The organism is Pseudomonas medicaginis (assembly GCF_965119365.1).
Lineage (GTDB): Bacteria > Pseudomonadota > Gammaproteobacteria > Pseudomonadales > Pseudomonadaceae > Aquipseudomonas.
Genome location: NZ_OZ221631.1, coordinates 3039835 through 3065074, shown reverse-complemented (window position 1 = coordinate 3065074; position 25240 = coordinate 3039835). Strand labels below are relative to the sequence as shown.

Annotated in this window: 20 protein-coding genes; 15 read left to right on the top strand and 5 right to left on the bottom strand. The window is 57.5% G+C overall.

Annotated elements, in window-relative coordinates; all coding sequences use genetic code 11:
* Positions 1-184: 184 nt before the first annotated feature.
* From ACMTA2_RS13640 to ACMTA2_RS13630, 3 genes are read left to right on the top strand one after another with little or no spacing between them, the layout of a single operon-like run.
* On the top strand, positions 185-2221 hold the full coding sequence (locus tag ACMTA2_RS13640) for an oxidoreductase (protein WP_413795225.1): 2037 nt from the start codon (positions 185-187) through the stop codon (positions 2219-2221).
* A 57-nt stretch (positions 2222-2278) separates the two neighbouring features.
* Entirely contained in the window at positions 2279-3403 is a 1125-nt protein-coding gene (locus tag ACMTA2_RS13635) for an S-(hydroxymethyl)glutathione dehydrogenase/class III alcohol dehydrogenase (protein WP_413795224.1), read from the top strand.
* Positions 3404-3444: 41 nt separating this feature from the next.
* On the top strand, positions 3445-3828 hold the full coding sequence (locus tag ACMTA2_RS13630; RefSeq protein WP_413795223.1) for a VOC family protein: 384 nt from the start codon (positions 3445-3447) through the stop codon (positions 3826-3828).
* A 44-nt stretch (positions 3829-3872) separates the two neighbouring features.
* Here the strand turns inward: ACMTA2_RS13630 and ACMTA2_RS13625 are convergent, their stop codons facing one another.
* Together ACMTA2_RS13625 and ACMTA2_RS13620 are read right to left on the bottom strand one after the other, a co-directional pair.
* Positions 3873-4658 carry a pyrroline-5-carboxylate reductase family protein gene (locus tag ACMTA2_RS13625; RefSeq protein ID WP_413795222.1) on the bottom strand — a complete coding sequence of 262 codons (786 nt, stop codon included), beginning with the start codon at positions 4656-4658 and terminating at the stop codon, positions 3873-3875.
* Positions 4655-5356, bottom strand: a complete 702-nt coding sequence (locus ACMTA2_RS13620) for a TetR/AcrR family transcriptional regulator (RefSeq protein ID WP_338495727.1) — start codon at positions 5354-5356, stop codon at positions 4655-4657. Before ACMTA2_RS13620 ends, ACMTA2_RS13625 begins: the two co-directional genes overlap by 4 nt.
* 454 nt (positions 5357-5810) lie before the next feature.
* Between ACMTA2_RS13620 and choW the strand changes: the two genes are divergently transcribed.
* The 6 genes from choW to ACMTA2_RS13590 all read left to right on the top strand — a co-directional run bounded on the left by choW (position 5811) and on the right by ACMTA2_RS13590 (position 12381).
* Entirely contained in the window at positions 5811-6659 is an 849-nt protein-coding gene (choW, locus tag ACMTA2_RS13615; protein WP_413795221.1) for a choline ABC transporter permease subunit, read from the top strand.
* Positions 6656-7879, top strand: coding sequence for a choline ABC transporter ATP-binding protein (gene choV / locus ACMTA2_RS13610; RefSeq protein WP_413795220.1), 1224 nt, complete (start codon positions 6656-6658; stop codon positions 7877-7879). The genes choW and choV overlap by 4 nt, the downstream gene beginning before the upstream one ends.
* Positions 7880-7908: 29 nt before the next feature.
* The gene (locus ACMTA2_RS13605; RefSeq protein WP_413795219.1) at positions 7909-8847 is read left to right on the top strand and encodes a LysR substrate-binding domain-containing protein; all 939 of its coding nucleotides are present in this window, start codon (positions 7909-7911) and stop codon (positions 8845-8847) included.
* A 128-nt stretch (positions 8848-8975) separates the two neighbouring features.
* A complete protein-coding gene (locus ACMTA2_RS13600; RefSeq protein ID WP_413795218.1) occupies positions 8976-10232 on the top strand; it encodes an aromatic ring-hydroxylating oxygenase subunit alpha in 1257 nt (418 codons plus the stop codon).
* Positions 10233-10241: 9 nt separating this feature from the next.
* Positions 10242-11378: an FAD-binding oxidoreductase gene (locus ACMTA2_RS13595; RefSeq protein WP_413795217.1), complete on the top strand. Its 1137-nt coding sequence runs from the start codon at positions 10242-10244 to the stop codon at positions 11376-11378.
* Positions 11379-11466: 88 nt separating this feature from the next.
* Positions 11467-12381 (top strand): LysR substrate-binding domain-containing protein, encoded by a 915-nt coding sequence (locus ACMTA2_RS13590; protein ID WP_338495732.1) that lies wholly within the window; start codon positions 11467-11469, stop codon positions 12379-12381.
* A 68-nt stretch (positions 12382-12449) separates the two neighbouring features.
* On the opposite strand, the gene ACMTA2_RS13585 is transcribed toward ACMTA2_RS13590, so the two are convergent.
* Positions 12450-13391, bottom strand: coding sequence for a LysR family transcriptional regulator (locus ACMTA2_RS13585; protein ID WP_413795216.1), 942 nt, complete (start codon positions 13389-13391; stop codon positions 12450-12452).
* A gap of 202 nt (positions 13392-13593) precedes the next feature.
* On the opposite strand from ACMTA2_RS13585, the gene ACMTA2_RS13580 reads away from it, so the two are divergent.
* From ACMTA2_RS13580 to ACMTA2_RS13560, 5 genes are all read left to right on the top strand, one after another.
* The gene (locus ACMTA2_RS13580) at positions 13594-13974 is read left to right on the top strand and encodes a nuclear transport factor 2 family protein (protein ID WP_413795215.1); all 381 of its coding nucleotides are present in this window, start codon (positions 13594-13596) and stop codon (positions 13972-13974) included.
* A 193-nt stretch (positions 13975-14167) separates the two neighbouring features.
* Positions 14168-14626 (top strand): redox-sensitive transcriptional activator SoxR, encoded by a 459-nt coding sequence (gene soxR / locus ACMTA2_RS13575; RefSeq protein ID WP_413795214.1) that lies wholly within the window; start codon positions 14168-14170, stop codon positions 14624-14626.
* Positions 14627-15522: 896 nt separating this feature from the next.
* Positions 15523-16578: an efflux RND transporter periplasmic adaptor subunit gene (locus ACMTA2_RS13570; protein WP_413795213.1), complete on the top strand. Its 1056-nt coding sequence runs from the start codon at positions 15523-15525 to the stop codon at positions 16576-16578.
* Between the two features lie 33 nt (positions 16579-16611).
* Positions 16612-19788: an efflux RND transporter permease subunit gene (locus ACMTA2_RS13565; RefSeq protein WP_413795212.1), complete on the top strand. Its 3177-nt coding sequence runs from the start codon at positions 16612-16614 to the stop codon at positions 19786-19788.
* Positions 19785-21302: an efflux transporter outer membrane subunit gene (locus ACMTA2_RS13560; RefSeq protein ID WP_413795211.1), complete on the top strand. Its 1518-nt coding sequence runs from the start codon at positions 19785-19787 to the stop codon at positions 21300-21302. The genes ACMTA2_RS13565 and ACMTA2_RS13560 overlap by 4 nt, the downstream gene beginning before the upstream one ends.
* A 136-nt stretch (positions 21303-21438) precedes the next feature.
* On the opposite strand, the gene ACMTA2_RS13555 is transcribed toward ACMTA2_RS13560, so the two are convergent.
* Positions 21439-21879, bottom strand: coding sequence for a nuclear transport factor 2 family protein (locus tag ACMTA2_RS13555; protein WP_413795210.1), 441 nt, complete (start codon positions 21877-21879; stop codon positions 21439-21441).
* Between the two features lie 784 nt (positions 21880-22663).
* Between ACMTA2_RS13555 and ACMTA2_RS13550 the strand changes: the two genes are divergently transcribed.
* The gene (locus tag ACMTA2_RS13550) at positions 22664-23776 is read left to right on the top strand and encodes an alkene reductase (RefSeq protein WP_413795209.1); all 1113 of its coding nucleotides are present in this window, start codon (positions 22664-22666) and stop codon (positions 23774-23776) included.
* A 51-nt stretch (positions 23777-23827) separates the two neighbouring features.
* On the opposite strand, the gene ACMTA2_RS13545 is transcribed toward ACMTA2_RS13550, so the two are convergent.
* Positions 23828-24754: a LysR family transcriptional regulator gene (locus ACMTA2_RS13545; RefSeq protein ID WP_413795208.1), complete on the bottom strand. Its 927-nt coding sequence runs from the start codon at positions 24752-24754 to the stop codon at positions 23828-23830.
* Positions 24755-25240 lie beyond the last annotated feature (486 nt).

Sequence of the window (25240 nt, the reverse complement as noted above, 5' to 3'; positions counted from 1 at the left end):
TTGGATCGATGCGGGAGGGTCGGGCGCAAGTGCCGCCCCCCCTGTTTCGACTGGATGGTAATCCTGGTTTTTCCGTCACGCAAGAAAAATGTACACCTATGTCTCAATCGTTGACACAGATGAACATTCGACATACCGTTATGTCAAAACCAAGCCTGATGTTCTGTTCCCGGAGCGCAACACCATGTCCAGCGATCCTCTGCTGCAGCCCTACAAGATCAAACACCTGACCCTCAAGAACCGGATCATGACCACCTCTCATGAGCCGGCTTATCCTGTCGACGGCATGCCGAAGGATCTGTACCGCGCCTATCATGTCGAACGCGCCAAGGCTGGCGTGGCACTGACCATGACGGCGGGCTCCGCCGCCGTCTCTCGTGACAGCCCGCCGGTATTCAACAACGTGCTGGCGTACAAGGATGAAGTGGTCAAATGGATGAAGGACCTGACCGACGAATGCCACGAACACGGCACCGCAGTGATGATTCAGTTGACTCACCTGGGGCGGCGCACGCGCTGGGACAAGGCCGACTGGCTACCGGTCGTCTCACCGTCCCATCGCCGCGAAGCGTCCCACCGGGCCTTCCCGAAAAAGATGGAAGACTGGGACATCGACCGCATCATCAAGGATTACGTGGACGCCGCCGAACGCATGAAGGCCGCCGGGCTGGATGGTTTGGAACTGCAGGCCTACGGACACCTCATGGATCAGTTCTGGTCGCCACTGACCAACGACCTTGACGGCCCTTACGGCGGTTCGTTGGAGAACCGGTTGCGCTTTACCTTCGACGTCCTGCGCGGCATCCGCCAGCGCTGCGGCGAAGATTTCCTGCTGGGGGTTCGCTACACCGGCGATGAAGACCTGCCCGGCGGTTTCGGTGCCAAGGACGGCATCCAGATCTCGCACATGCTCAAGGACAGCGGCCTGGTCGACTTCCTCAACGTCGTTCGCGGCCACATCGACACCGATGCCGGCCTCACCGACGTGATTCCGATCCAGGGCATGCGCAACTCCCCGCACCTGGATTTTGCCGGCGAGATCCGCTCGGCCACCGGCTTCCCCACCTTCCATGCTGCAAAGATTCCCGACGTAGCCACGGCCCGCCACGCCATCGCGTCGGGCAAGGTGGACATGATCGGCATGACCCGGGCGCATATGACCGACCCGCACATCGTGCGTAAAATCATTGAGAAGCGCGAAGAAGAAATCCGCCCTTGTGTAGGCGCGAACTACTGTCTGGACCGTATCTACCAGGGTGGCGCGGCGTACTGCATCCACAACGCCGCCACCGGGCGCGAAACCACCATGCCCCACGAAATCCCCAAGGCGTCGGTCAAGCGCAAAGTGGTGGTGATCGGCACCGGCCCGGCGGGCCTGGAAGCGGCACGAGTGGCCGGCGAACGGGGCCACGACGTCACCGTGTTTGAAGTCGCCGATCAACCCGGCGGTCAGATTCGCCTGACGGCGCAGAGCGAGCGCCGCCGCGAGATGATCAGCATCATCGACTGGCGCATGGCGCAATGCGAACGCCTGGGCGTGAAATTCCACTTCAACACCTGGGCCGAGGCCGAGACGGTACTGGCGGAAAACCCGGACGTGGTGATCGTCGCCACCGGCGGCTTGCCGCATACCGAAGTGCTCAAGCAGGGCAATGAACTGGTGGTGTCGACCTGGGACATCATCTCCGGCGACGTCAAGCCCGGCCAGAACGTGCTGATCTTTGACGATGCGGGCGACCATGCAGCGCTACAAGCGGCCGAAGTCATCGCCAACAGCGGCGCGAAACTGGAAATCGTCACACCGGACCGCTCGTTCGCGCCCGAAGTGATGGCGATGAACCTGGTGCCCTACATGCGCAGCCTGCAAGACCTGAACGTCACCTTTACCGTCACCTATCGGGTCGACTCGGTGGAGAAACGCGACGGGCAATTGGTGGCGAACTTCGGCAGCGATTATGGCCAGGTGCATAAACAGCGAGTGGTCGATCAAGTGGTCATCAACCACGGCACCTTGCCCCTCGACGATCTGTACTTTGAGCTGCGTCCCCATTCGCGCAACAACGGCGCGGTTGAACAGCATGATCTGATCGCCGGGAAAACCCAGAACATCGTGACCAACCCCGAGGGCCGCTTCCAGTTGTTCCGGATCGGCGACGCGGTGTCGGCGCGCAATACCCACGCGGCCATCTACGATGCGTTGCGACTGGTCAAGGACATCTGAAGTCATGCCCCTGATCCTGGATCAGGGGCAACTCCCTATTCGAAACGAGGCTCTACCATGTCAGCACAGACCTTGAAATCAAGGGCTGCGGTCGCATTCGCGCCCAATGAACCGTTGCAGTTGGTCACCATCGATGTCGCACCGCCCAAGGCTGGTGAGGTCCGGGTACGTATCGTTGCCACCGGCGTCTGCCACACCGATGCGTTTACCCTTTCAGGAAGCGATCCGGAAGGTATCTTCCCTAGCGTCCTGGGCCATGAAGGTGGCGGTATCGTCGAAGCCGTCGGCGAAGGCGTCACTTCGCTGCAGGTTGGCGACCATGTGATTCCGCTCTATACCGCCGAATGCGGCCAGTGCAAGTTCTGCCTTTCCGGCAAGACCAACCTCTGCCAGGCCGTCAGGGCGACCCAGGGAAAAGGCTTGATGCCCGACGGTACTTCGCGCTTTTCCTATGAAGGCAACCCCCTGTTCCACTACATGGGGTGCTCGACGTTCTCCGAATACACTGTGTTGCCGGAAATTTCCCTGGCGAAGATTCCCAATGAGGCGCCGTTGGAGCAGGTCTGCCTGCTCGGTTGCGGGGTGACCACCGGAATCGGCGCCGTCCTCAACACTGCCAAGGTCGAAGCGGGCGCCAGCGTAGCGGTGTTTGGGCTGGGCGGTATCGGCCTGGCAGCCATCATCGGCGCAAAAATGGCCAACGCCGGGCGTATCCTGGCTATCGACATAAACCCTGCCAAGCGAGACGTCGCACTGTCGTTGGGCGCGACGGACTTTATCAATCCCAAGGAATACGACAAGCCGATCCAGGACGTCATTGTCGAGCTTACCGATGGCGGCGTGGACTACTCGTTCGAATGCGTTGGCAATGTGCAACTGATGCGTGCCGCACTGGAGTGCTGCCACAAGGGCTGGGGCGAGTCGATTATCATCGGCGTCGCCGGCGCAGGCCAGGAAATCAGCACCCGACCCTTCCAGCTCGTCACCGGTCGTGTGTGGCGTGGCAGCGCGTTTGGTGGCGTGAAGGGCCGCACCGAGTTGCCCAGCTATGTGGAAAAGGCCAGCCGAGGAGAGATCCCACTGGACACCTTTATCACCCACACCATGCCCCTGGAAGAAATCAACAAAGCATTCGAGTTGATGCATGACGGGAAAAGCATTCGTACCGTCATTCATTACTGATTCGGCCGATCCTCATTTCCCCCCACAAAAAGGAAGCAACGATGTCCGTTTTTACCCATGTAACCGTCGGCACCAATGACCTGGCAAAAGCCCGTGCGTTCTATGACGCAGCACTGAAAGAGATCGGTCTCAAACGCGTCGCCGACCTCAGCGAGAATGGCTCCATCTGGGGCGTCGACAAGCCTTCGTTTTTCGTACTCAAGCCGGCCAACGGCAATCCGGCGACTGTCGGTAATGGCGGCACCGTCAGCTTCGAGGCGCCGAACCGTGCTGCGGTCCACGCCTTCCACGCCGCCGCGCTGGCAAACGGCGGCGTCTGCGAAGGTCTGCCTGGCACGCGTGGCTGGGCTGAAAATGCCTATGCCGCTTACGCCCGGGATCTGGATGGGAACAAGCTGGCGGTTTACTGCTTCAAGGCAGAGTAAATAAGACGCTTACCGAAGCCCCCTTGACCGGGGGCTTCGGTTTATCAGGCATGAAGCCCTTTGCGGGCAACCGCAGCACCGGCCTCCAGAGCCCTACCGATGTGCGCTTCGAAACGACTATCGATCATTGATTGCAACGCCGCGGCCGTGACACCTCGATAGGCGACCAAGGCCTCGATCATCTCCAGCGCATCGTGGTTTTCCAGAAGCTGGCTGCTATTGACCACGACGTTCTTGGCAGCCAATTGCGCAATATCGGAAGGAATGCCGGCAGCCCTCGCCTGATTCGCCAGCGAGTTCATCAGCAACGCAGGAAAAGCCGGGCCGGTACCCGAGAGCGCCGAGAGGTAGTCGATGAAGCCCTCTTCCTGAACCTCAGCCGCAGTGCCTACCGATTCGAACAGCCGCTGCACCCATTCCCTCGCCGCCGCGTCCACCTCCCCCCAGCAAAACCAGGGCGTAAAGGATTGCCCGATTTCCACCGCCGCGTTGGGCATCGCCCGCACGACTGCCGAAGCCGAGGTCTGTGCGGCTATCGCCTGCGCCGTAATTCCGGCCATCAAGGACACGATGGTCTTGCCCGTTGCGTCGATGTCCAGACTGGCGAATTGCTCGGGGCGCACCGCGATGATCACCATGTCGCTACGTGTCACCAGCGCCTGATTGTCCGTGACCAGGCAAACGCCTTGTTGTGCCAGCGGATGGCTGCCGGAGCGATTGGAGATGATCAGATTGCCAGGCGGCAGCAGCGACTTCGCCATGAGCGCTTTCGCAATCGCTGCGCCCAACCAGCCCGTTCCGCCGATGATACCGAGCGATTCGTTGATCATTTTGCAGAGACCTCCTCGAAAGTCTCCGTCAAGGGAACGAAAACCCCTGGCTCTTTCTCGGCGTAGCCGAACTTCCCATAGAAGCGATCCAGCTCGCGCTGCTTGGGAACCTTGCCGGTGAAGATGCTGACGTAATGAGGAATACGCTGGAAACGCGTGGTGATCAGCTCACTGGTGTTCATGCTGATATAGCCGATCTGGGTCAGGTAAATCGTGCGGGCCCGGGTATCGGCACCCTGACTGTCATAGCCAAAACGCTTGAACATGTTTGCCAAAGCGCTCATCCGCTGTTCGTCCACGGTAGCGACCTCCTGAGCCACCTCAGCCGACTGCAGCGCCCAACTGCGCACGGCAAATTCGAATTGGGAGTCGAACAATTGCGGGTTGAGCCAGCACTCGAACACATTCAGGATCGCCTCGGAAATGCTTTCGGCATAGCTTTCACTTTGCCGGATCAAGCCCCCCGTGTTGGTCTCCCGCCAACGGGAAAGCAAGGCGGCCAACAACTGTTCGCGATCTTCGAAAAACCAATAGAAACTGGTGCGTGACAAGCCCAGGCGCTTGGCCAGCGGCATGACTCGAACAGCATCGATGCCCGATTCCTTCAGGGCCTCGTAGGCCGCTTCCAGCCAGCCCTCCGGCGAGCCCCGCCAGCCTGCGTCCTGGGCCTTGCCACGTGCCTTTCCTACCTGGGGCATTCTGCTCACCTTCTTGATAATGCGTAATGCGAATGTACTCGGATGACAGCTTAATGTACACCAAAGTACATTTAGTTGACTTTTACGCCTCAGAGTAAGCGAGATCATTAATGATAAAAACTCATGAGACGCGGACATAAAATGGTTTGTCGGCAAAAGCCCCCTGACTGACCATACCCCACAGGCAATGGACTCCAAACCAAAACAACAATGAGCCGCCATCATGAATCTTGCAGTGCACACCTCTGAAAGCCTCTCGACCTCCGGTCTAAGAATGCCGGGGCGACTGGCATTGCCACACGCTACTTCTGTTACTTATCCCCTGCCCAAACTTCGATAACTGCTGAAGCGACGCCTCCTGCAGTCGCTTTGTATTGCCTGCTAACCCGGCGCGCGAAGCTGTGCCCGGACGGTTGCTGGCGTGGGATTTCTTTCTATCAGTCGGATCAGTGATATGTGGATGACACAAGAAAAGCTTCCCTTGGGCGAACACATCGCTCGGTATGTCGAATGGTTGACTCAGCATGGCGCAGGTATTTTCGACGCCATTTCACTCTCGCTTTCGGGTGTCATTACCGCGTTTAGCAGCGTGCTCCTTTGGTTTAACCCCTTGGCGTTGATCGCTGTATTTGCCCTGTTGGCCTACTACATCCAGCGCAAGGTGAGCCTCACCCTCTTCGTCACCCTCGCCTTCCTGCTGATATTCAACCTCGGTTACTGGCAAGAGACCCTGGAGACCCTTGCTCAAGTAACCTTCGCCACACTCGTCTGCGTGGTCATCGGTGTACCACTGGGCATCGTCGCGGCACATCGGCCCTGGTTCTATGCGGCCTTGCGGCCGGTCCTCGACCTGATGCAGACCGTACCGACCTTCGTCTACCTCATTCCTACCCTGACCCTCTTCGGCCTGGGTGTGGTCCCGGGTCTGATCTCCACGGTGGTATTTGCAATCGCCGCACCTATTCGCCTGACCTACCTGGGCATCAGTGATGTTCCCGAAGAACTGATGGATGCTGGCAAGGCCTTTGGCTGTTCGCGCCGCCAATTGTTGGCTCGCATCGAGCTGCCCCACGCCATGCCCAGCATCGCCGCCGGCATCACCCAATGCATCATGCTGTCACTTTCCATGGTCGTGATCGCCGCCCTCGTGGGGGCCGACGGGCTGGGCAAACCCGTGGTCAATGCGTTGAACACCGCCGATATCTCGATGGGTTTCGAAGCGGGCCTGGCGATCGTGCTGCTGGCGATCACGCTCGACCGCATCTGCAAGCAACGTGAGCCCCTGAAAAGAGGTGAGGTATGAGCATCATCCGTTTTGAAGACGTCGACGTGATCTTTTGCGCTCGTCCGAAGCCTGCCCTGGAATTGCTTGACCAAGGCTTTTCACGTCCGGAGATTCTTCAGAAGACCGGTCTGATCGTCGGCGTGGAAAAGGCTAACCTGGAAATCAACAAAGGCGAGATCTGTGTACTGATGGGCCTGTCCGGTTCGGGCAAATCCAGCCTGCTGCGCTGCATCAACGGCTTGAATACCGTCAGTCGCGGCAAGTTGTTCGTCGAACACGAAGGCCGCCAGATCGACATCGCCTCCTGCTCCCCCGCCGAACTGAAGATGATGCGCACCCAGCGCATCGCTATGGTCTTCCAGAAATTCGCCCTGATGCCTTGGCTGACGGTGCGCGAGAACATCAGCTTCGGCCTGGAAATGCAGGGCCGGCCGGAAAAGGAACGGCGCAAGCTGGTGGATGAAAAGCTGGAGCTGGTGGGCCTGACCCAGTGGCGCAACAAGAAGCCCAACGAACTGTCCGGCGGCATGCAGCAGCGGGTTGGCCTGGCCCGTGCACTGGCTATGGACGCCGACATCCTGTTGATGGACGAACCATTCTCGGCCCTCGACCCGCTGATCCGCCAAGGCTTACAGGACGAATTGCTCGATCTGCAACGCAAGCTGCACAAGACCATCGTTTTCGTCAGCCATGACCTGGACGAAGCCCTGAAGCTGGGCACACGCATCGCCATCATGAAAGATGGCAAGATCATCCAGTACAGCAAGCCCGAAGAAATCGTCCTGAATCCGGCCGACGACTACGTGCGCAATTTCGTCGCCCACACCAACCCGTTGAACGTGCTGTGCGCGAAAAGCTTGATGACACCGCTGGACCAATGCGTTGTCGCCCGCGACGAATACTGCCTGGATACAGCTCAGAACATGTGGATGCTGCTGAGCGCGCAGCGTCATTTGACCAGCCTTCGAAAAGGCGCCACTACCGCGCACGTCCAACCCTGGAATCCGTCCAAGGCAATCGAGACCTTGGCTCGACAACCGACGTGCGTCCCCTGCACTACCACCATGCGCGACGCACTGCAGATTCGCTATGAAACCGGCCATCCCCTGATTGTGCAGGACCAAGCTGGCACCGTATTGGGCATATTGGGTGACGGTGAGCTGTATCGGGCACTGCTGGGGCACAACATGTCCCAACCTGTTCCTACTGAACCCGCACGAGAGTCTTCGGTGGCTTGAGTCACCAGGCAAGGCGTTGGAACACACCTATGCAACCCAGCGATATCGATAAAAAGGTCAAGGGCTACCGACGGTTGATACCGTCGATGACGGCGTTGCTGGAGTTCGAAGCCGTGGCGCGGTTGACCAGCTTCACCCTGGCCGCCCAAGAACTGGGCGTGACCCAGGCAGCCGTCAGCAAACAGATCCGTTTGTTGGAAGATACCCTGGAGACCAAGCTGTTCCATCGCCTTCATCGGTCGATCAAGCTGACTCACGAAGGCTATGCCCTGCATCTGGTCGTCGCGGAGTCCATTCATCGCATGGCCAGCGTCTTCGACAAAATTGCCGAGGGCATTGGTGAACAGGAAATCACCATCGCCTGCACCGAGGCGTTTTCTCACTTGAGAATACTCCCTAGATTGACCGCGCTGCGCACCCTGCAACCAAAGTTGAAGTTGCGCTTGATGACACACCAGGTCTCGCCCAGTACATACCGGGATGACGTTGACCTGGCCATCCGTTTTGGTGATGGAAAATGGGAGGGTGGGAGTTCGGTTTTCCTGTTCGACGAAGAAGTGTTTCCCGTTTGTTCGCCGGCCTGGCTCGCCGCCAACCCGCCCCCTTCATCCGTTACCGATTTTCTGGACACGGCGCTGATTGACTCCGATTCCACCCTGGAAGGCTGGATGACCTGGAACCGTTGGTGCCGGGAACTCGGCGATCTGCGCCCCAAGCTCAATTATTCATTTCGCTGCAGTTCCTATAACGATGCGGTCCAGGCCGCCATTCAAGGCCATGGAATTGCATTGGGATGGAGTCGGCTGATCGCACACCGACTCAATAGCGGTGAGCTGATCAGAATTACGCCCTATAGGGTCAAGCCCAAGGACGCCTATTACCTGGTTATTCCGAGCGGCCGGAAAGTTGAGCCTATTACCCAGGCACTGGTCGATTGGCTGCGCGATGATAGTTATTTAACTAACTGATTAGAAAGAAATTTTACGCATAACTAAAAGTTATGCGAGCGTGAAAATAAAGCGCGTTGACGGTCTTATTCCACTTTTCCAAACTGTACTTGCCGCCTGATCAACTTTGAGTTTGAGCGAGACCCATAATGACTATTAATGCCGTGAAAACCCATCGTGAACTTCTGACCGACCGCACTCCCGGCCATGGCATGCCGGGTAGCTTGTTTGGTCGCCAGGATATTTTTGAAACCGACGTCGACATCTTTTTTACCAAACATTGGATTCTGGTGGGAGTCACCAGCGACATTCCCGAACCCGGTGATGTCTCCACCCTCGACATCGGCAAATCTTCCATCCTTCTGGTGCGCGACGATGACGAGCATGTGCAGGCATTCCGCAATGTCTGCCGTCACCGCGGGGCTCGCCTGAAACAGGCCGGCAAGTCGACCGTGGGCATGCTGGTCTGCCCCTATCACCAGTGGAGCTACGACCTGGATGGCAGCCTGAAACATGCGGCACACATGGGCAAGGACTTCGACCCTAAATGCAAAAGCCTGATCCCTGTGCACACCCGGGTCATCGGCACTCATATCTTCGTCTGCCTGGGCGACGAACCACCGGAAGACATCACGTACCTTGAACAGGTCATGACGCCGCGTTTCGCCCAATACGACATTTCCCATTCCAAGATCGCCTACGAATCGGAAATCATCGAGAACGGCAATTGGAAACTGGTCATCGAGAATAACCGCGAGTGTTATCACTGCGCTGCCACTCACCCGGAATTGACCGCGTCTTTCCTGCCCGAAGATTTTGGATTTTGCACCGACGGCCTGGGGGAGGATTCTCTTCGGGCGTTGGCGGAGTATCACCAACGCAATGCCGACACCAAGGCCAACTGGGAGAGCGAAGGCTATATCTGCGATGCCGTCGAACACCTGGGCGAAGACGCCGTGACCCAATTTCGCTCGCAGCGACTGGCCATTGCCGGCAACGGTGAATCGCAAACCCTGGACACCCGCGTGGCATGCACCCGCCTCTTCGGTGACCTCACCCGTCGCGACTTGGGCGACATGCATCTTTGGACACACAACTCGTGGACCCATGTCATGAGCGACCACGCCGTTGTCTCCTACATCATCCCACTGGCACCCGATAAAACCCTGGTCCGGACCAAATGGCTGGTCCATGCCGATGCCGTCGAAGGCGTCGATTATCAAGTGGATAAGGTGACTGAGGTCTGGGTCGCAACCAACCTGCAAGACGCCAATCTCGTTGGTATTACCCACAGCGGCACCCAGGACCCTTCCTACACGCCTGGACCGTTCTCGGCCTTTACCGAAACCTATGTCGACCAGTTTTCTCGCTGGTACGCGGCGCGTCTGGCCGCCCATGGCGTGTGAGGAATGAACATGACGACTTATGAGAACTTGACGCGCCCTGAAAACGCCCGAGCGGCCCAGCACTTTACCGACCCGACCACCTGGGGCACGTTTGGCGCGCAGTGGCACAGCGGGGAACAGAAAACCCTGCAGTGCTGCGCTGTGCGCCAGGAAACCCATGACGTCAAGACTTTCATTTTTCGTTGTGCGGACTTCAGCGCCCTGAGCTTCGAGCCTGGTCAATTCATCACGATCTCGCCGGTCATTGGTGGGCAGACCATCGCTCGCTGCTACACTCTGTCGTCCTCTCCGACCCGGCCCTTTGCGTTTTCCATTACCGTCAAGCGCGTGCCGGGGGGCGTGGTGTCGAACTGGCTACATGACAACCTCAAGCCAGGCGATAGCCTGAAAGCGTCCGGCCCCGCCGGCAGCTTTACGCCGATCGGCCATCCGGCAGGTAAATTGTTGTATCTGTCGGCCGGCTCTGGTGTGACCCCCTTGATGTCGATGACTCGGGCAGCCTATGACATGGCCGCCAACCTCGACATTGTTTTTGTGCATAGCGCCCGTACGCCGGTCGACATCATCTTCCACGCGGAGCTGACGCGCATGCAGGCCGCCATGCCGGGACTTCGGGTGATCAGCATTTGCGAGGGACTTGGCGAAACAGCGCAATGGCAGCAACCCATAGGCCGACTCGATTTGCCTTCGTTAAGCCAGCTGGTACCAGACTACAAGGAACGAGAGATCTTCACTTGCGGCCCCCAGGGTTATATGGAAGCGGTCAAATCGCTGCTCAGGGAAGCGGCATTCGACTTCGCCCACTACCATCAGGAAAGCTTCGATATCACCGCCCTGAATGAAGAGCCGTTGATCGAGCAGGCCGCTTCGCTCGACCAGCAAGCCGTGTTCACGGTGACGCTGGCGCGTTCAGGCAAGACCTTCAGCATGTCGGGTAATCAGACGGTGCTGTCTGCCGCAAAGAAAGCCGGTGCCATTGTGCCCTCCTCCTGCAGCCAGGGCGTCTGCGGTACCTGCAAGACCGCCTTGATGCAGGGCACGGTCGAGATGAAGCACAACGGCGGCATCAGGCAGCGGGAAATCGACAAAGGCCTGCGTTTGTTGTGCTGCAGCAAGCCCACTTCTGACCTGGTCCTCGATCTCTAGACGTGCCGCACTAATTTGATAGTCACTGCACAAGGGCTTCTGCACAATATCTGCGCGCCCAACACCTATAGAACAGTGACCCAGCCTGATGAAACTGCAACCTTTGCCGCCGCTCAACAGCCTGGTGGCGTTCGAGTCCGCAGCCCGCCACTTGAGTTTCACCGTGGCGGCCCGCGAACTGAACGTCACCCAAGGCGCCATAAGCCGCCAGGTACGATTACTCGAAGATTACCTGGGCACGGCGCTGTTCACCCGTACAACTCGGGAAATCAACCTCACCGCCACCGGCAGCCAGTATTACGAAAGTGTGCACGACACATTGCAGCAAATCGCTCAGGCCACGGCGGGTATACGTCACTGGCAAGGCGCGCAGCAAGTTACTGTCGTCACCAGCACGGCAATGGCGTCGTTGTGGCTGCTGCCGCTTGTAACGGAGTTCCAGCGCCAGAATGAGGAGATTGACCTGCGCATCATCGCAACGGATCAAGTCAGTGATTTTTCCCGGCTGGACTGTGACCTGGCGCTTTATTACTGCAGCACGCCGCCAAAAAACATGAAAGTTACACCGCTGTTCAACGAAGAGATTTTCCCGGTATGCAGCCCCACCTATCTGGCGCAACACCCAGGGATCGAGACGCTGGAACAGTTGGGGGGATGCACCTGGTTGTGGCTGGAAGATCAGCACCGGGACTGGATAGGTTGGAAAGAATGGTTCCAACGCCTCGGCTACCCGGCGCCAGAACCCAGGCGTCGCATCAATATCAACAGCTACGCCATGCTGATCCAGTCAGCGCTGGCAGGCCAAGGGATCGCCCTGGCTTGGTCGGGCCTGCTGAGCAACCACTTGCAGACCGGCAATCTGGTGCGGCCGACGAAAGCAATATTGCGCACCGATGCGCAGTTCTGCCTGCTGGAACCCCAAGGCCGAGCCCAGAACAGACAAAGTGTCAACCGCTTCCGCCAGTGGCTGATGGCACATCTTGCCAAAACAGTTGATACCTGAGAGACAGTCTCGGGTGGACGTTGAAGCGCTGGCGGGCCAACCAGACCATGACTACGTCCAGGCAACTTTTATCGGTCGTCGAACGGAGCAAACACATGCACCACCCATTCGACGAACAGCCGAGTCTTTGCGCTGAGATGCCTGTTGCTCGGATAGACCACGCTCAGTCGATGTCGCGGCCGATTCCAATCGTCGAGCACGGTGCGCAGTTTTCCGCTCTCCAGATGCGGCGCAACCATGAACCTGAACGCCTGCCCAAGGCCCACTCCACTGAGCAGCGCGCTCAAATACGCGGAGCTGTCGTTGACCCCGACCACCACCTGTCCCTGGACTAGAATCTGGTCGGCTGCCTTGCAGAACTCCAGGGGAAAAGGCCTCCCAGTAAGTGATGAGAAATAGCCCAGGATCGCATGCCCCGGCCCGCACATCTTGTCCTTTGCCGCTGGCTCAGGGTGCATCAACTCGGACGGATGGATGGGAACCCCGTGCACGGCAAGATACGACGGACTCGCACAGGTGACCCAGTCAAGATCTGCAAGTCGTCGCGCGACGAGTGAGGTGTCGGCCAACTCACCACCGCGGATGACGCAGTCGACACCCTCGCCGATCAGATCGATTGGACGGTCACTGACACCGAGGTCGATATGGAGCTTGGGATAGAGCTCGCGGAAACTTGGAAGCGCCGGAATCAGGATCATGTTCGCCAGCACCGACCCGATATCGACGCGGATGCGACCACGCGGCTGAGCCTGTGCACTCGCCATACTCTCGTCCATGTCATCAAGGTCGCCGATAAGCCGCGTCGCACGCTCGTAGTAAGCAGCCCCCTCCGAAGTCACGCTGACGCTTCGCGTCGTTCGGTGTAGCAGCTTCGTGCCCAGGTGACGCTCCAGGTCTTGCATCAGTTTGGTAACGGTCGGGCGCGGAATGTTCATCGAGTCCGCGGCTTTTGAGAACGCGCCTGACTCGGCTATACGGATGAAAACGCGTAGGGCAAGCAACTGGTCCATGGTCAAAAAACGTCGGAATGTCTAAAAAAGGTGGAAGAAGATTATTCACCACAATGAATTAATAAATAGATTATTGCATCTTTATTCACCCCAATAAACCATCTAATTTGTCATCCATCGTCAACACAGACCTGCAATAGATGGCGATACGGGACAAGACTGACGAATACACACTAAAGATCCAGACCCCCAAGAGGACACCATGAAAACTGCTCTCGAATTGCTTCAAGCCTATCAAGACAACATCCAGGCACCGACGTCAGCCGCAGCCTTATTTGCAGAGGACGGCGTGCTGGAAATACCGACTGTTCATGTTCACGCACAGGGCCCGGCCGCCATTGAGCAGCTGGTAGCCGATCTGCTTGTGAAGATTCCGGACTTCCGGTTCAAGGATTTCAAGGTTTGGATCGATACGCCCGACAAGGTCTTCGGCGAATACTCCGTCGAAGCGCTGGTCGTCGGCACGGGCAAGGTCTATCGGCAAACTTATGCAGGCTTACTCATCGCAGAGGGCGGGAAGATAAAGCTGCTCAGAGAAGCACTGGATACGGCTGCCGGAGCGCGAGCATTTAGCGTGGATTGAGGGACCTAATGCAACGGACCTCCTTATTGCCGCGCATCTGCAGGCATGTCCGTTACCCAATCCCAATACTAGGCTCGCATCTTTTAGGAAGAACCTCCAGCAATGGCATCACCACAACGGTGAATTGGCACGTAGAGATCAAGAAAGTAGAATCTAAACTTAACTTGATATCTTGGAGGTGGAGATGCCTAAGATGCCTGCCGTTCCGGATGGCGCCAACGTGCGCATGTTCAGCGTGGGAGAGATCGCAAAACGCAGCGGCGTAGCAGTCTCCACGCTTCACTTCTATGAGTCCAAGGGGCTCATTAGCAGCATCCGCACAGCGGGCAATCAAAGGCGCTACACGCCAGGTGTACTTCGCTACATTGCGATCATAAGAATTGCTCAACGCGCGGGCATACCGTTGGACGAGATCCAAGGAGCCTTGGGCGATTACGATCCGATGGTAAGGGTTACCGCGGCCAAATGGAGATCCATGGCAACGCGATGGCGTGCAGCATTGGAAGATCGGATTTTCCAGTTGGAGCGTCTGCGCAGTGAGCTGACTGGGTGCATCGGTTGCGGCTGCTTGTCACTAAAAGCGTGCCCACTCCGAAATCCTGAAGACAAGCTTGCGGCCTTGGGACCAGGCCCTCACTTCGAAGACTCCTGACGCAGATCCAGGGTGGGGCCCCCAGGCTTTCTGCATCGGAGATCTGTAAAGTTCAAGACAACCTAGACCTCTACTCTTCGATCAGCAGTTGGGGGCCAGGCCCCTTTTTGGCGAGACCATCGCCGAAGTTACGCAGAGAGCATTTCCTGAGAGACAAGCAGCCATACCAATGCAGCCGCCAAGCTGACCTCCGGAGAAGCAGCCTCGAGCGAACTGAGGAAGAGGTAGCAGCGAGTAGCCATGGAATGACTCCGAAGGTTGATCGGACAGGTTGCACAGAGACTGACGTTCGCCAAATTGACTGTTGGTTTATGTTCTCCATCAAGCTTTATAAAACCTAAAGCTTTATTGAGATCAGGGGTGTATTTCCAGCACGTCCGAGCGCAAGCACCTTCTTGATCCCATCTCTCTGCTTATCAAGCGATGCGCTGCCGACCCGCCATGGTCAGCCAAAGACGCTTCAATGAGGCAATCCCCCGAACCAAAGCGCCCAATGGATCATCGACGGCCATCAGTACGCTGCTGGAGAATTTATCTCTTGACCTCAAGTTATGTTGAGGCTTTATAAATTCGTCCGTTCACCGTGGCCAGCGCTTTTGATCCACGTTTGCGTGTACCACGGCAGACATCCGGCGATACCCCACCCATCGCACTCCCCATTGCCGACCACACCTACTGAGCTCCAGTTTGCGGTTGAAGGAGGTGTCGATGGGCCAGGCGTGTCACGTCGTTTCATTTCATTCTGAGGACGTCTGATGACTCACTCTTGCTCCAGCATGGCGTACGCGCGTCCCCGGCTGGCCGTGCTCGCACTCAGTACGCTATCTGCGGTCATACTCGTTGGCTGCAGCGGCGAAGCCCCCCCACCCGCCTCCCCGGCGCCCCAAGTCAGCATCGTGCCGGTCACACCCAAAAAAATCAGCCGCTGGGATGAGTACAACGGGAGAATTGAAGCCATCGAAGTGGTCGAGTTGCGTCCCCGTGTATCAGGTTACGTGGATCGGGTCGCATTCAAGGAAGGCCAGGAAGTCCGGAAGGGAGATGTCCTTTTCACTATCGATCCAAGAAGCTACCGCGCGGAACTCAGCCGCGCCGAAGCGCAGTTGTCTAGAGCTCGAAGCTTGGCCAGACAGAGCAAAGGCGAAGCAGATCGTGCCAAAGTGCTGGTCGAAAGTCAGGCCATTTCCACCGAGTTGTGGGAGCAGCGCCGCGCCGCGGATGAAACCGCCCAGGCGGATGTCCAGGCGGCACAGGCCGCAGTAGAGACGGCAAAGCTCAACCTTGAATGGACGCAGGTTCGCGCTCCAATCGATGGACGCGCTGATCGTGCGTTTGTGACGGCGGGAAATCTCGTGGCCGCTGGAGATTCGGCGAGTGTGCTCACCACACTGGTGTCTCAGGACAAAGTCTTCGTTTACTTCGAAGCTGATGAGAACGCCTTCCTCCGCTACGCGCGTATGGCTCGCGAAGGGCAGCGTCCGAGCGAACGTGAGGGGAAACTGCCGGTTCAAATAGGATTGGCCGATGAGCCTGATTTCCCTCATACAGGCACCGTCGACTTCCTATCCAACCAGGTAGATCGTGCAAGCGGAACCATCCGAGTGCGGGCGGTCCTGGACAACAAGGCCCGCGTGTTCACTCCGGGTCTCTATGCCCGCGTGCGCTTGCTGGGAAGTGGACAGTTCAACGCCCTCCTGATCGACGACAAGGCCGTTCTCACCGATCAAACGCGCAAGTACGTCTACATCGTCGATGACAATGGAACAGCGCAGCGCCGCGACGTCAGGTTGGGAGGAACTTCGGAGGGTTTGCGCGTCGTCGAGGAAGGGCTGAAGGAAGGTGATCGGGTGATCGTCAGCGGCGTACAAAAGGTTTTCATGCCAGGCATGCCCGTCGATGCGCAGCCGTTGGCAGCTCCCACGCCAGCCACTGCCGGAAGTGCGAAGAACTAGCGCACAGCCCACTCAAGATTGACGAGGTTCTCCATGGATTTTTCCAAGTTTTTCATCGAACGACCGATCTTCGCGGCGGTGCTGTCGATCGTAATATTCGCCGCAGGCCTGATTGCCATACCGAGCCTTCCGATCGGTGAATATCCTGACGTCGTTCCTCCATCTGTCGTCGTGCGCGCCAACTATCCAGGCGCTAACCCCCAGGTCATCGCCGAAACCGTAGCCACGCCGCTGGAAGAAGCGATCACCGGCGTCGAAGGCATGATGTACATGAAGTCTGTTGCCGGCTCGGACGGCGTTCTGCTGATGACAGTGACTTTCCGACCTGGCGTGGACGCTGATGACGCAACGGTCCGCGTTCAGAATCGCGTGGCACAGGCCAACGCGAAGCTTCCAGAGGACGTACGTCGGCAGGGCGTGACGGTTCAGAAACAATCACCCACCTTCCTGATGGTGGTGCATCTGACTTCACCCGACCAAAAGTACGATGCGCTGTACCTGCGCAACTACGCGCGCCTTCATGTCAAGGACACGCTGGCGCGTATCCCGGGTGTGGGCGACGTCAACATGCTCGGTGGCGGTGACTATGCGATGCGCGCGTGGCTCAACCCGGAAGCGATCGCGGCGCGTGGCTTGACCGCGGCTGATGTTGTCGCAGCCATGCGGGAACAGAACGTGCAGGTGTCGGCCGGCCAGATCGGCGCTGAGCCAATGCCAAACAGTGACTTTCTGAACCTCATCAACGCCAAAGGACGCCTGCGCAGTGAGCAGGAGTTCGGCGATATCGTGCTCAAGGCCGGCCCTAGCGGTGAGCTGGTTCGGCTGCGCGACGTTGCACGGCTGGAACTTGGTGCTGGTGACTACACGTTGCGCGCCAAGCTTGATCGCAATAACGCGGTGGTGGGCATGGGCGTTTTCCAGGCGCCGGGGGCCAATGCGCTGGACATCCGCGACCAAGTCATTGCGACGATGGACAAGATGCAAAAGACTTTCCCCGAGGGCGTGAAGTATGAGGCTGTCTATGACACCACCATCTTCGTCCGGGAGTCGATCAGCTCAGTGGTGCACACGCTCCTGGAAGCTGTGATCCTGGTCGTGCTGGTGGTGATCCTGTTCCTGCAGACCTGGCGTGCATCGATCATCCCGCTCATCGCGGTTCCGGTGTCCATCATCGGTACCTTCGCGGGCCTGCATCTTCTGGGCTTCTCGATCAACACGCTGACGTTGTTTGGCTTGGTACTGGCGATCGGCATTGTGGTCGATGACGCCATCGTTGTGGTGGAGAACGTCGAGCGAAACATCGAAGGCGGGCTCAGTCCAATCGCCGCCGCACATCAGGCCATGAAGGAAGTCTCTGGGCCTATCGTCGCCATCACGCTTGTCCTGTGCGCCGTGTTCATACCCATGGCGTTCCTTGACGGAGTCACCGGGCAGTTCTACAAGCAGTTCGCCGTGACGATCGCAATCGCGACGGCGATATCGGGTTTGAACTCGTTGACGCTCTCACCGGCCCTTGCTGCGCGTCTGCTGAAATCCCACAACGCGCCCAAGGATGGACTGACTCGACTGATCGATCGACTCTGCGGTTGGATATTTCGACCTTTCAACCGTTTCTTCAAATCCAGCTCTGACAAGTACGAGCGTGGGATCTCAAAAACACTGGGAAGCCGAGGCGCCGTGTTCGTGGTCTACGCCTTGTTGCTTGCAGGTACAGCATTGATCTTCAAGACCGTTCCGGGAGGCTTCATTCCTACGCAGGACAAGATGTATCTCATCGCTGGCGTGAAGATGCCCGAAGGATCCTCGCTCTCACGCACGGACGCTCTGTTGAGCAAGGTAGTCGACATTGCGCTCGAGACCGATGGGGTTGCGAGTGCTGTCGCTCTCCCTGGTCTGAACGCGCTGCAGATGACCAATACCCCCAATACAGGCATGACGTTTCTTATCCTGAAGCCCTTTGAGGATCGCAAGGGCCGGAGCGCCGCTCAGATCAACGCCGAGATCAATCAGAAAATTGCGGGACTTCAAGAGGGTATCACCTTCTCGATGATGCCCCCTCCCATTCTCGGGTTGGGCAGTGGCGCCGGTTTTTCACTGTTCGTCCAGGACCGCGCAGGTCTGGGGTACGGCGAGCTTCAGAATGCGGTGAGCGGCTTCCAGGGCGCTCTGTCGCAGGTGCCCGGTATGGGCTACCCGATCACCAGCTATCAGGCCAACGTGCCGCAATTCGATGCCGAAGTGGATCGAACCAAGGCCAAGTCGCAAGGCGTACCGCTGACCGGTGTGTTCGATACGCTGCAGACTTATCTCGGGTCGGTCTATGTCAATGACTTCAACCAGTTCGGACGGACATGGCAGGTGATCGCCCAAGCCGATGCGCCTTTCCGCGACAGTATCGACGACATCGCTCGGCTGCGAACGCGCAATGCTGCGGGCGACATGGTGCCCATCGGATCGGTTGTGAACGTAAAGCAGACATTTGGACCGGATCCAGTCTTGCGCTTCAACGGCTACCCGGCTGCGGATCTGGCTGGCGAAGCAGATCCGCGTGTGCTCTCGTCCGCGCAGGCGATGGGAACCGTGGCCGGTATGTCGCAAAAGGTCTTGCCGCCCGGAATGGAGATCGAGTGGACTGACCTGAGCTATCAGCAGGCGACCCAGGGCAATGCCGCACTGATCGTGTTCCCCCTGGCGGTGATGCTCGCCTTCCTAGTCTTGGCTGCGTTGTACGAGAGCTGGACGTTACCCCTTGCGGTGATTCTGATTGTTCCGATGTGCTTGCTATCGGCACTATTCGGGGTGTGGATTACGGGCGGTGACAACAACGTGTTCGTTCAAGTGGGTTTGGTCGTGCTGATGGGCCTAGCGTGCAAAAACGCGATCCTTATCGTCGAGTTCGCCCGCGAACTGGAGATGCAAGGCAAGAGCATCATCGACTCAGCGCTAGAGGCGTGCCGCCTGCGTCTTCGACCGATCGTGATGACGTCCATCGCCTTCATAGCCGGTGTGCTGCCACTCGTTCTTTCGGCGGGGGCAGGAGCGGAAGTGCGTGCCGTAACCGGCGTCACCGTCTTCGCCGGCATGCTGGGCGTCACGCTCTTCGGCTTGTTCCTGACACCGGTCTTCTATGTGACCCTGCGCAAGCTCTCTGGCCGCAAGCTGGTACAGCACGGTCATTCATCGTTCGATCCGGGGGCGGCTCAATCATGATCTTCATCTATCTCCAAAAAACCCGTCCCAGAACCCACAGCAAGGGGTTTGCGAGGCGACCAGATGCATTGAGAACTGTCGCTTCAATGGCTGCAGTGCTGTTGCTGGCCGGCTGCGCAGTCGGCCCGGACTACGTGAAGCCTGAGTCCCCGGATCTGCATGACTATGCGCGGCAGCTGGACACGGCCGCCACCTCGTCCTCACAAGCGTCACCACAAGCAGACCCGAAGTTCTGGCGGATGTTCGACGACCCTATGTTGGATCGATTGATCGATTCTGCCTTGGTGCACAACCACGACCTGCGCATCGCTTTTGCCAATTATCAGCAGGCAAGCGCGCTCCTGCGCGGGGCTAGGTACGACCAATTTCCAACCATCACCGCGGACGCGCAAGCCGGATCCGCACGTAACAGCGCCGATCAAGCGCCCGGGGTGAGCCGGTCAGATCGCGACCATGATCAGTACGAAGGCAACATCGGCTTCAGTTGGGAGCTCGATCTGTTCGGCCGGGTTCGCAGGAGCGTTGAGTCTCAGCGTGCGGAAACCTCAGCCACAGCAAACGATTTCGCCGCAATGCAAGTTGCGGTCGTGAGCGAACTGGTGCGTACCTACTGGCAACTGCGAGGATGGCAGTCGCAGTTGCGGATCGCGCAAGAGAACTCAGCGAATCAGGAACGCACACTCGATCTTTTAAAGCTGCGACTGGATTCAGGAACGGCGACTCCCTTTGACGTGGACAGGGGTCAGACCCAGTTGGAGACTACGCGTTCGCGCATTCCCCCGCTCCAAGCAAGGGTCGAGGTCGCGACTCATCGCATCGCTGTACTCATCGGTGAGGTCCCAAGAGTTCTCGCGGATGAGTTGGAGATTCCAGGCGAATTGCCTGCCCTACCCAAAAACTTCGTCGTAGCTGCACCAAGCGAACTGCTGCGTCGTCGCCCTGATGTCGCCGGTGCCGAACGGCGCCTGGCTGCAGCCACCGCCCGCGTGGGAGTTGCAACTGCCGATCTGTTCCCTCGTTTCACCTTTGGAGGGCTGATTGGCGCACAAGCGTTCAGGGCGGATGCCTTGTTCGAACGTGACAGCGAAACTCGTTTGGTATCCTTGGGCGTCGATGGGTCTTTCCTGAACGTAGGCCGTATACGCGCCCGGATTGCTGCTGCCAACGCTGCGACTGCCGCGGATCTTGCCGCCTATGAGCGCACCGTTCTCACTGCGATCGAGGAAACTGAGAATGCGCTGGTAGGAGTCAACCGTACCGAGCAGGAGAATGCGTATTTACAGCACGCGGCAGAAGCTAGTGTTCGTGCATCTGACATGGCAAAACTCCGCTTCGATCAGGGTTCGATCAACGTTCTTGAGCTTTTGGATGCGGAGAATGCGCGACTCCTCGCGCAAGACGCCTATATTCAGAGTCGTGCGCGTAATACCTTGGCCATCGTAGCGCTATACCAAGCAGTGGCCGGCGGCTGGGGAGACTATGTCCCGGACGCGAAGATCGCCGGCAGACAGTAAGACGAAGTCCGTGGCATGGATCTCGTACCCACGCCATGCCTTCAACCGACCTTCGAAACGAGTGCTTTGTGCATGCTACCTCAGAGGGGCGTGTTAACGCTTAAAATGGCCCAACGCAAGTTGGGTCATTTTTCCTCTACTCAGACGTCGGCCAAACCACGTCAAGCCGGGTGCGGGTGATACGCCATTGGCCATTGATGCGCTTGTACTCATCCGCATAAAGGCCCAAAAGCAACAATGGATTGGGGTCCGGCTTGGTGGCTGTTTCGAAATCGATCAGGTAGCAACGCCCTTCAGCGGTATCTGGCCCGGTCAGTTGTATCCAATGGTTAACTATTGCATGCATAAAAGGGTAGCTGCCCCGACGATCGCGGTCATAGAGTTTGAAGGCTTCATCAAGTCCGGTCCGGATGGCATCGATGCCTTCCATCTTACCAACGGTGACCTCCACTACCGCATCGCTGGAGAAAACCTGATCGAGAGCTTGGATGTCGTTGCTGTCCAGATGGTGGGCATAGAGCGTCCTTAGGTTACGTATCTCTTCGCGGTCGAGCAGGCCTTTAAGTAATGCATCCATGGTGTTGATCTCTTTAGATAGCAGTGATGAAGGAAGTCCGAACCCGAGCACAAGCTACCTCTGGCAACGCTCGTGCGTAGTGCGTAGTGCGTAGTGCGTAGTGCGTAGTGCGTAGTGCGTAGTGCGTAGTGCGTAGACAGTGAAGACGATATAGACCGACTCTAAGCTTGTTTCCAGAAAAGAAAATCCGTCTTCGAGTATGAACACTCAGGAATCCTAGGATGGAATACGTGTTGTATCGATCACCTTAGCGTCAAGACTTTCATGTGCGGAAAAAATTGAATGATTGGAGCACCATGGCCGCTTCCTGTCGCAGCAGCTCAAGCTCCCTGCGTGCCGCCCGGTCCAGACTGCCTGCGTTGGGAGCACTACTAGCTCACCGCAGCGTTTTTTCTGCATGTGGCTACTTGACGCTTGTCTTGCCTAAAGGTTTTGCAGCTTATCTCCGCACACCCTGCAGGCCACCAACGAGGATCAGTTTGAACGCGCGATCGATTTCAACCTTGTGGAAGGCTCCGCAATGCCGTCGTACTATTGGAGTTGCTTCATAGCCACGACCAAGCCAAGGCATTGGCTGATCGACTCAATGCCCTGAACGAGCGTTCAGTCGCCAAGGCGTTTACCTTCTGTCTCCTGGAATTTATCCCGCATTCCATCCTCCCAGGACAAACTCAGTATCTTGTTCACTTATTAATCGCTTTCAGCTGATGGATTATCCTCGGGACCAACGTTTAAACCTTCCCGAGCGATTGACCGCTCTCCACTCTTTCAAGCGAGAACAGCGATGAGCAAACTTTTTCAGCCCTTTGATCTGGCTGGCACGCCAATGACAAACCGTATTGTCATGGCGCCCATGACGCGCGCCCGTGCCCTAGAGGATATTCCCGACGAGCATACGGTTCTTTACTACAAACAGCGGGCATCGGCGGGCTTGATCATTACCGAAGGCATACCTATCTCGCGCCAGGGTTGTGGCTACCTGTTCAATCCTGGCCTATACAACGACGATCAAACCCAAGCGTGGCGCAGCGTGACTGATGCGGTTCATACCGCCGGTGGACATATTTTCGCGCAGCTCTGGCATGTCGGTCGTCTGTCACACGTGTCGATTCAGCCGGATAACGCTGCCCCGGTGTCATCGATGGCAGTTGTTGCCCAAAACAGTAAGGCCTATGCGTGGGTCGAGTCCGGCAAGCCTGGCCCGGTACAAGCCAGCAAGCCCCGTGCACTGAGTGTCGACGAGATACACGACATTGCCGCTGAGTTCGTGGAAGCGGCTCGCCGTGCCATCAACGCCGGTTTTGACGGCATTGAGCTGCATGGAGCGAACGGCTATTTGTTCGAACAATTCATCAACGGTGCTTTGAACACTCGCACAGACGAGTACGGCGGTTCCCCTGAAAACCGCCGGCGTTTTTTGCTCGAAACGCTCGATGCATTATGCGCGGAAATTGGCAGTCATCGGGTAAGCGTTCGGCTGTCGCCATTCGGTCGCCTCTATGACATGCAGCCTTATGCCGACGAAAAGGAAACATGGCTGACGCTGGCGGAGGCATTGTCTAAACGTGACCTTGCCTATGTGCATCTCAGCGACCAACTGTCCATTGGCGCTCAACGCATTCCCGAGGGCTTCGCCACTCAGTTCCGCCAAGCTTACCGCGGCACGCTGCTGGCGGCAGGCGGGTTCACCCGTGAGACAGCTGATCTTGCACTGGAGCGCGGTGACCTCGATCTCATTGCATTCGGTCGCCCTTTCATCGCCAATCCTGATCTTGTGGCGCGCCTGGAGAAGGGATTGCCCATTGCCGAGGCTGATCGTGCAACCTGGTATGGCGTCGAGGGCTCCGTCACTCGCGGGTACACAGACTACCCGACCTACGACGCCGCTCAGGCCTAATAGGTCGACTGGAATGAGGGCAGTAGCAAGTGTTCCTGCCCTCGCCTCCCGTCATGCGTCGTCCGGTGCAAATAACTCATTGTATTGCTCCGACATCGCCAGCAACTCGTCAATGACAATCCTGACCTTGGGTTGTATATAGCGAGTTCGCGGCCAAATGACATGTATCGGCATACGTGCACCCGCGTATTGATCCAGCACCGTTACCAATGCACCGCTTTGCAGGTGCTCGTCTACCAGCCACGTGGGCAACTGACATAACCCGCCCCCCTCCACCGTCGCCTTGAGCATCATTTCACCGTCACCAAACTCGTGCCGTACACGTATTTCCTGGTGCTCCAGCGAGCCCTTGTCGCCCTTGAGAAGCCATGTAGCCCGTAAGCCTTTGCGCCAGGCAATGATGCAATCGTGGGTTAGAAGGTCTGATCTTTCCTTCACGAGCGGTCGGCCGCGCAGATAGCCAGGCGCTGCGCATATCACCAGACTTTGCTCGCCTAACCGGCGCGCCACAAGTTCCGGGTCATCCATCAAATCACCAATGCGCACAGCTAGATCAATACCCTCGGCCACCATATCGACTTTACGCTCACCGAATGACATGGTCAGATCCAACTGAGTGAATTGCGACGTCAGCCGAATCAACATCGGTGCAATATGGCGCCGTCCAAACGCTGCTGGCAGGTCTATGCGCAAGCGCCCCCGGGCTTCGGCGTGCCCGGTCGATAGCCAGCTTTCGGTTTGCTGCAGACTCTCCATCACCTGCACACAGGTCGCCAGATAAGCCTCACCCTCGCTTGTCAGACTTAACCGTCGTGTTGTCCGATGCATTAACTTGATGCCAAGGCGTTTTTCCAGACGTGAAACGCTCTTGCCCACGGCAGAACTGGTAACACCAAGCCTCAGTGAAGCTGCGGTGAAGCTCTCGAGCTGAGCGGCCAGAATGAACTCGGGGATACCATCGACTTGCAGCGTTTCCATCAACATCACCGATTACCAAAGATTCATTGAACACTGAAGCGTCCAGCGCATCCAGTCCACTATGAGGAAATCCACTAAACGAAGACTCGTCCAATACTATTCGAAAGCGACCAATGCGAAGACGTCGAACCTCAAGCCGGCGTATGCCTGTACTTCCGAGGCGCAGTAGCAGGGTAAGTGCGTAAATAATATAGTCGATCGCCACACAACCACTGACATTGGGAAATCTCAGGCAAAAAAAAGCCACTCAGATGAGTGGCTTTTTTTTCTGAATCTTGGAGCGGGAAACGAGACTCGCATTTAGCGTCCGACCCTTTGAAATCTAAGGGGTTTATTTTCTTGCCAGAGCAGGAAAAGACTTAATTCTGGACTTGTTTTTAGGGTGTATCAAGAGCAAAAAAAGGGCATCGCGGCTTTGCTCCTTCTGCATGAATTAGGCCCCTTGAGAAGGACACGTGGCCGTTACCGCCCCTTCATCGAGTTCAA

Bases quoted from the DNA above. Each gene is read 5' to 3' on its own strand.
- ACMTA2_RS13580 (WP_413795215.1), top strand. From the start codon at position 13,594: ATGAAAACTGCTCTCGAATTGCTTCAAGCCTATCAAGACAACATCCAG.
- ACMTA2_RS13585 (WP_413795216.1), bottom strand. From the start codon at position 13,391: ATGGACCAGTTGCTTGCCCTACGCGTTTTCATCCGTATAGCCGAGTCA.
- ACMTA2_RS13550 (WP_413795209.1), top strand. From the start codon at position 22,664: ATGAGCAAACTTTTTCAGCCCTTTGATCTGGCTGGCACGCCAATGACA.
- ACMTA2_RS13565 (WP_413795212.1), top strand. From the start codon at position 16,612: ATGGATTTTTCCAAGTTTTTCATCGAACGACCGATCTTCGCGGCGGTG.
- ACMTA2_RS13590 (WP_338495732.1), top strand. From the start codon at position 11,467: ATGAAACTGCAACCTTTGCCGCCGCTCAACAGCCTGGTGGCGTTCGAG.
- soxR (WP_413795214.1), top strand. From the start codon at position 14,168: ATGCCTGCCGTTCCGGATGGCGCCAACGTGCGCATGTTCAGCGTGGGA.
- choV (WP_413795220.1), top strand. From the start codon at position 6,656: ATGAGCATCATCCGTTTTGAAGACGTCGACGTGATCTTTTGCGCTCGT.
- ACMTA2_RS13605 (WP_413795219.1), top strand. From the start codon at position 7,909: ATGCAACCCAGCGATATCGATAAAAAGGTCAAGGGCTACCGACGGTTG.
- ACMTA2_RS13555 (WP_413795210.1), bottom strand. From the start codon at position 21,879: ATGGATGCATTACTTAAAGGCCTGCTCGACCGCGAAGAGATACGTAAC.
- ACMTA2_RS13620 (WP_338495727.1), bottom strand. From the start codon at position 5,356: ATGCCCCAGGTAGGAAAGGCACGTGGCAAGGCCCAGGACGCAGGCTGG.
- ACMTA2_RS13640 (WP_413795225.1), top strand. From the start codon at position 185: ATGTCCAGCGATCCTCTGCTGCAGCCCTACAAGATCAAACACCTGACC.
- ACMTA2_RS13635 (WP_413795224.1), top strand. From the start codon at position 2,279: ATGTCAGCACAGACCTTGAAATCAAGGGCTGCGGTCGCATTCGCGCCC.
- ACMTA2_RS13600 (WP_413795218.1), top strand. From the start codon at position 8,976: ATGACTATTAATGCCGTGAAAACCCATCGTGAACTTCTGACCGACCGC.
- ACMTA2_RS13595 (WP_413795217.1), top strand. From the start codon at position 10,242: ATGACGACTTATGAGAACTTGACGCGCCCTGAAAACGCCCGAGCGGCC.
- ACMTA2_RS13560 (WP_413795211.1), top strand. From the start codon at position 19,785: ATGATCTTCATCTATCTCCAAAAAACCCGTCCCAGAACCCACAGCAAG.
- ACMTA2_RS13545 (WP_413795208.1), bottom strand. From the start codon at position 24,754: ATGGAAACGCTGCAAGTCGATGGTATCCCCGAGTTCATTCTGGCCGCT.
- ACMTA2_RS13625 (WP_413795222.1), bottom strand. From the start codon at position 4,658: ATGATCAACGAATCGCTCGGTATCATCGGCGGAACGGGCTGGTTGGGC.
- choW (WP_413795221.1), top strand. From the start codon at position 5,811: ATGTGGATGACACAAGAAAAGCTTCCCTTGGGCGAACACATCGCTCGG.
- ACMTA2_RS13630 (WP_413795223.1), top strand. From the start codon at position 3,445: ATGTCCGTTTTTACCCATGTAACCGTCGGCACCAATGACCTGGCAAAA.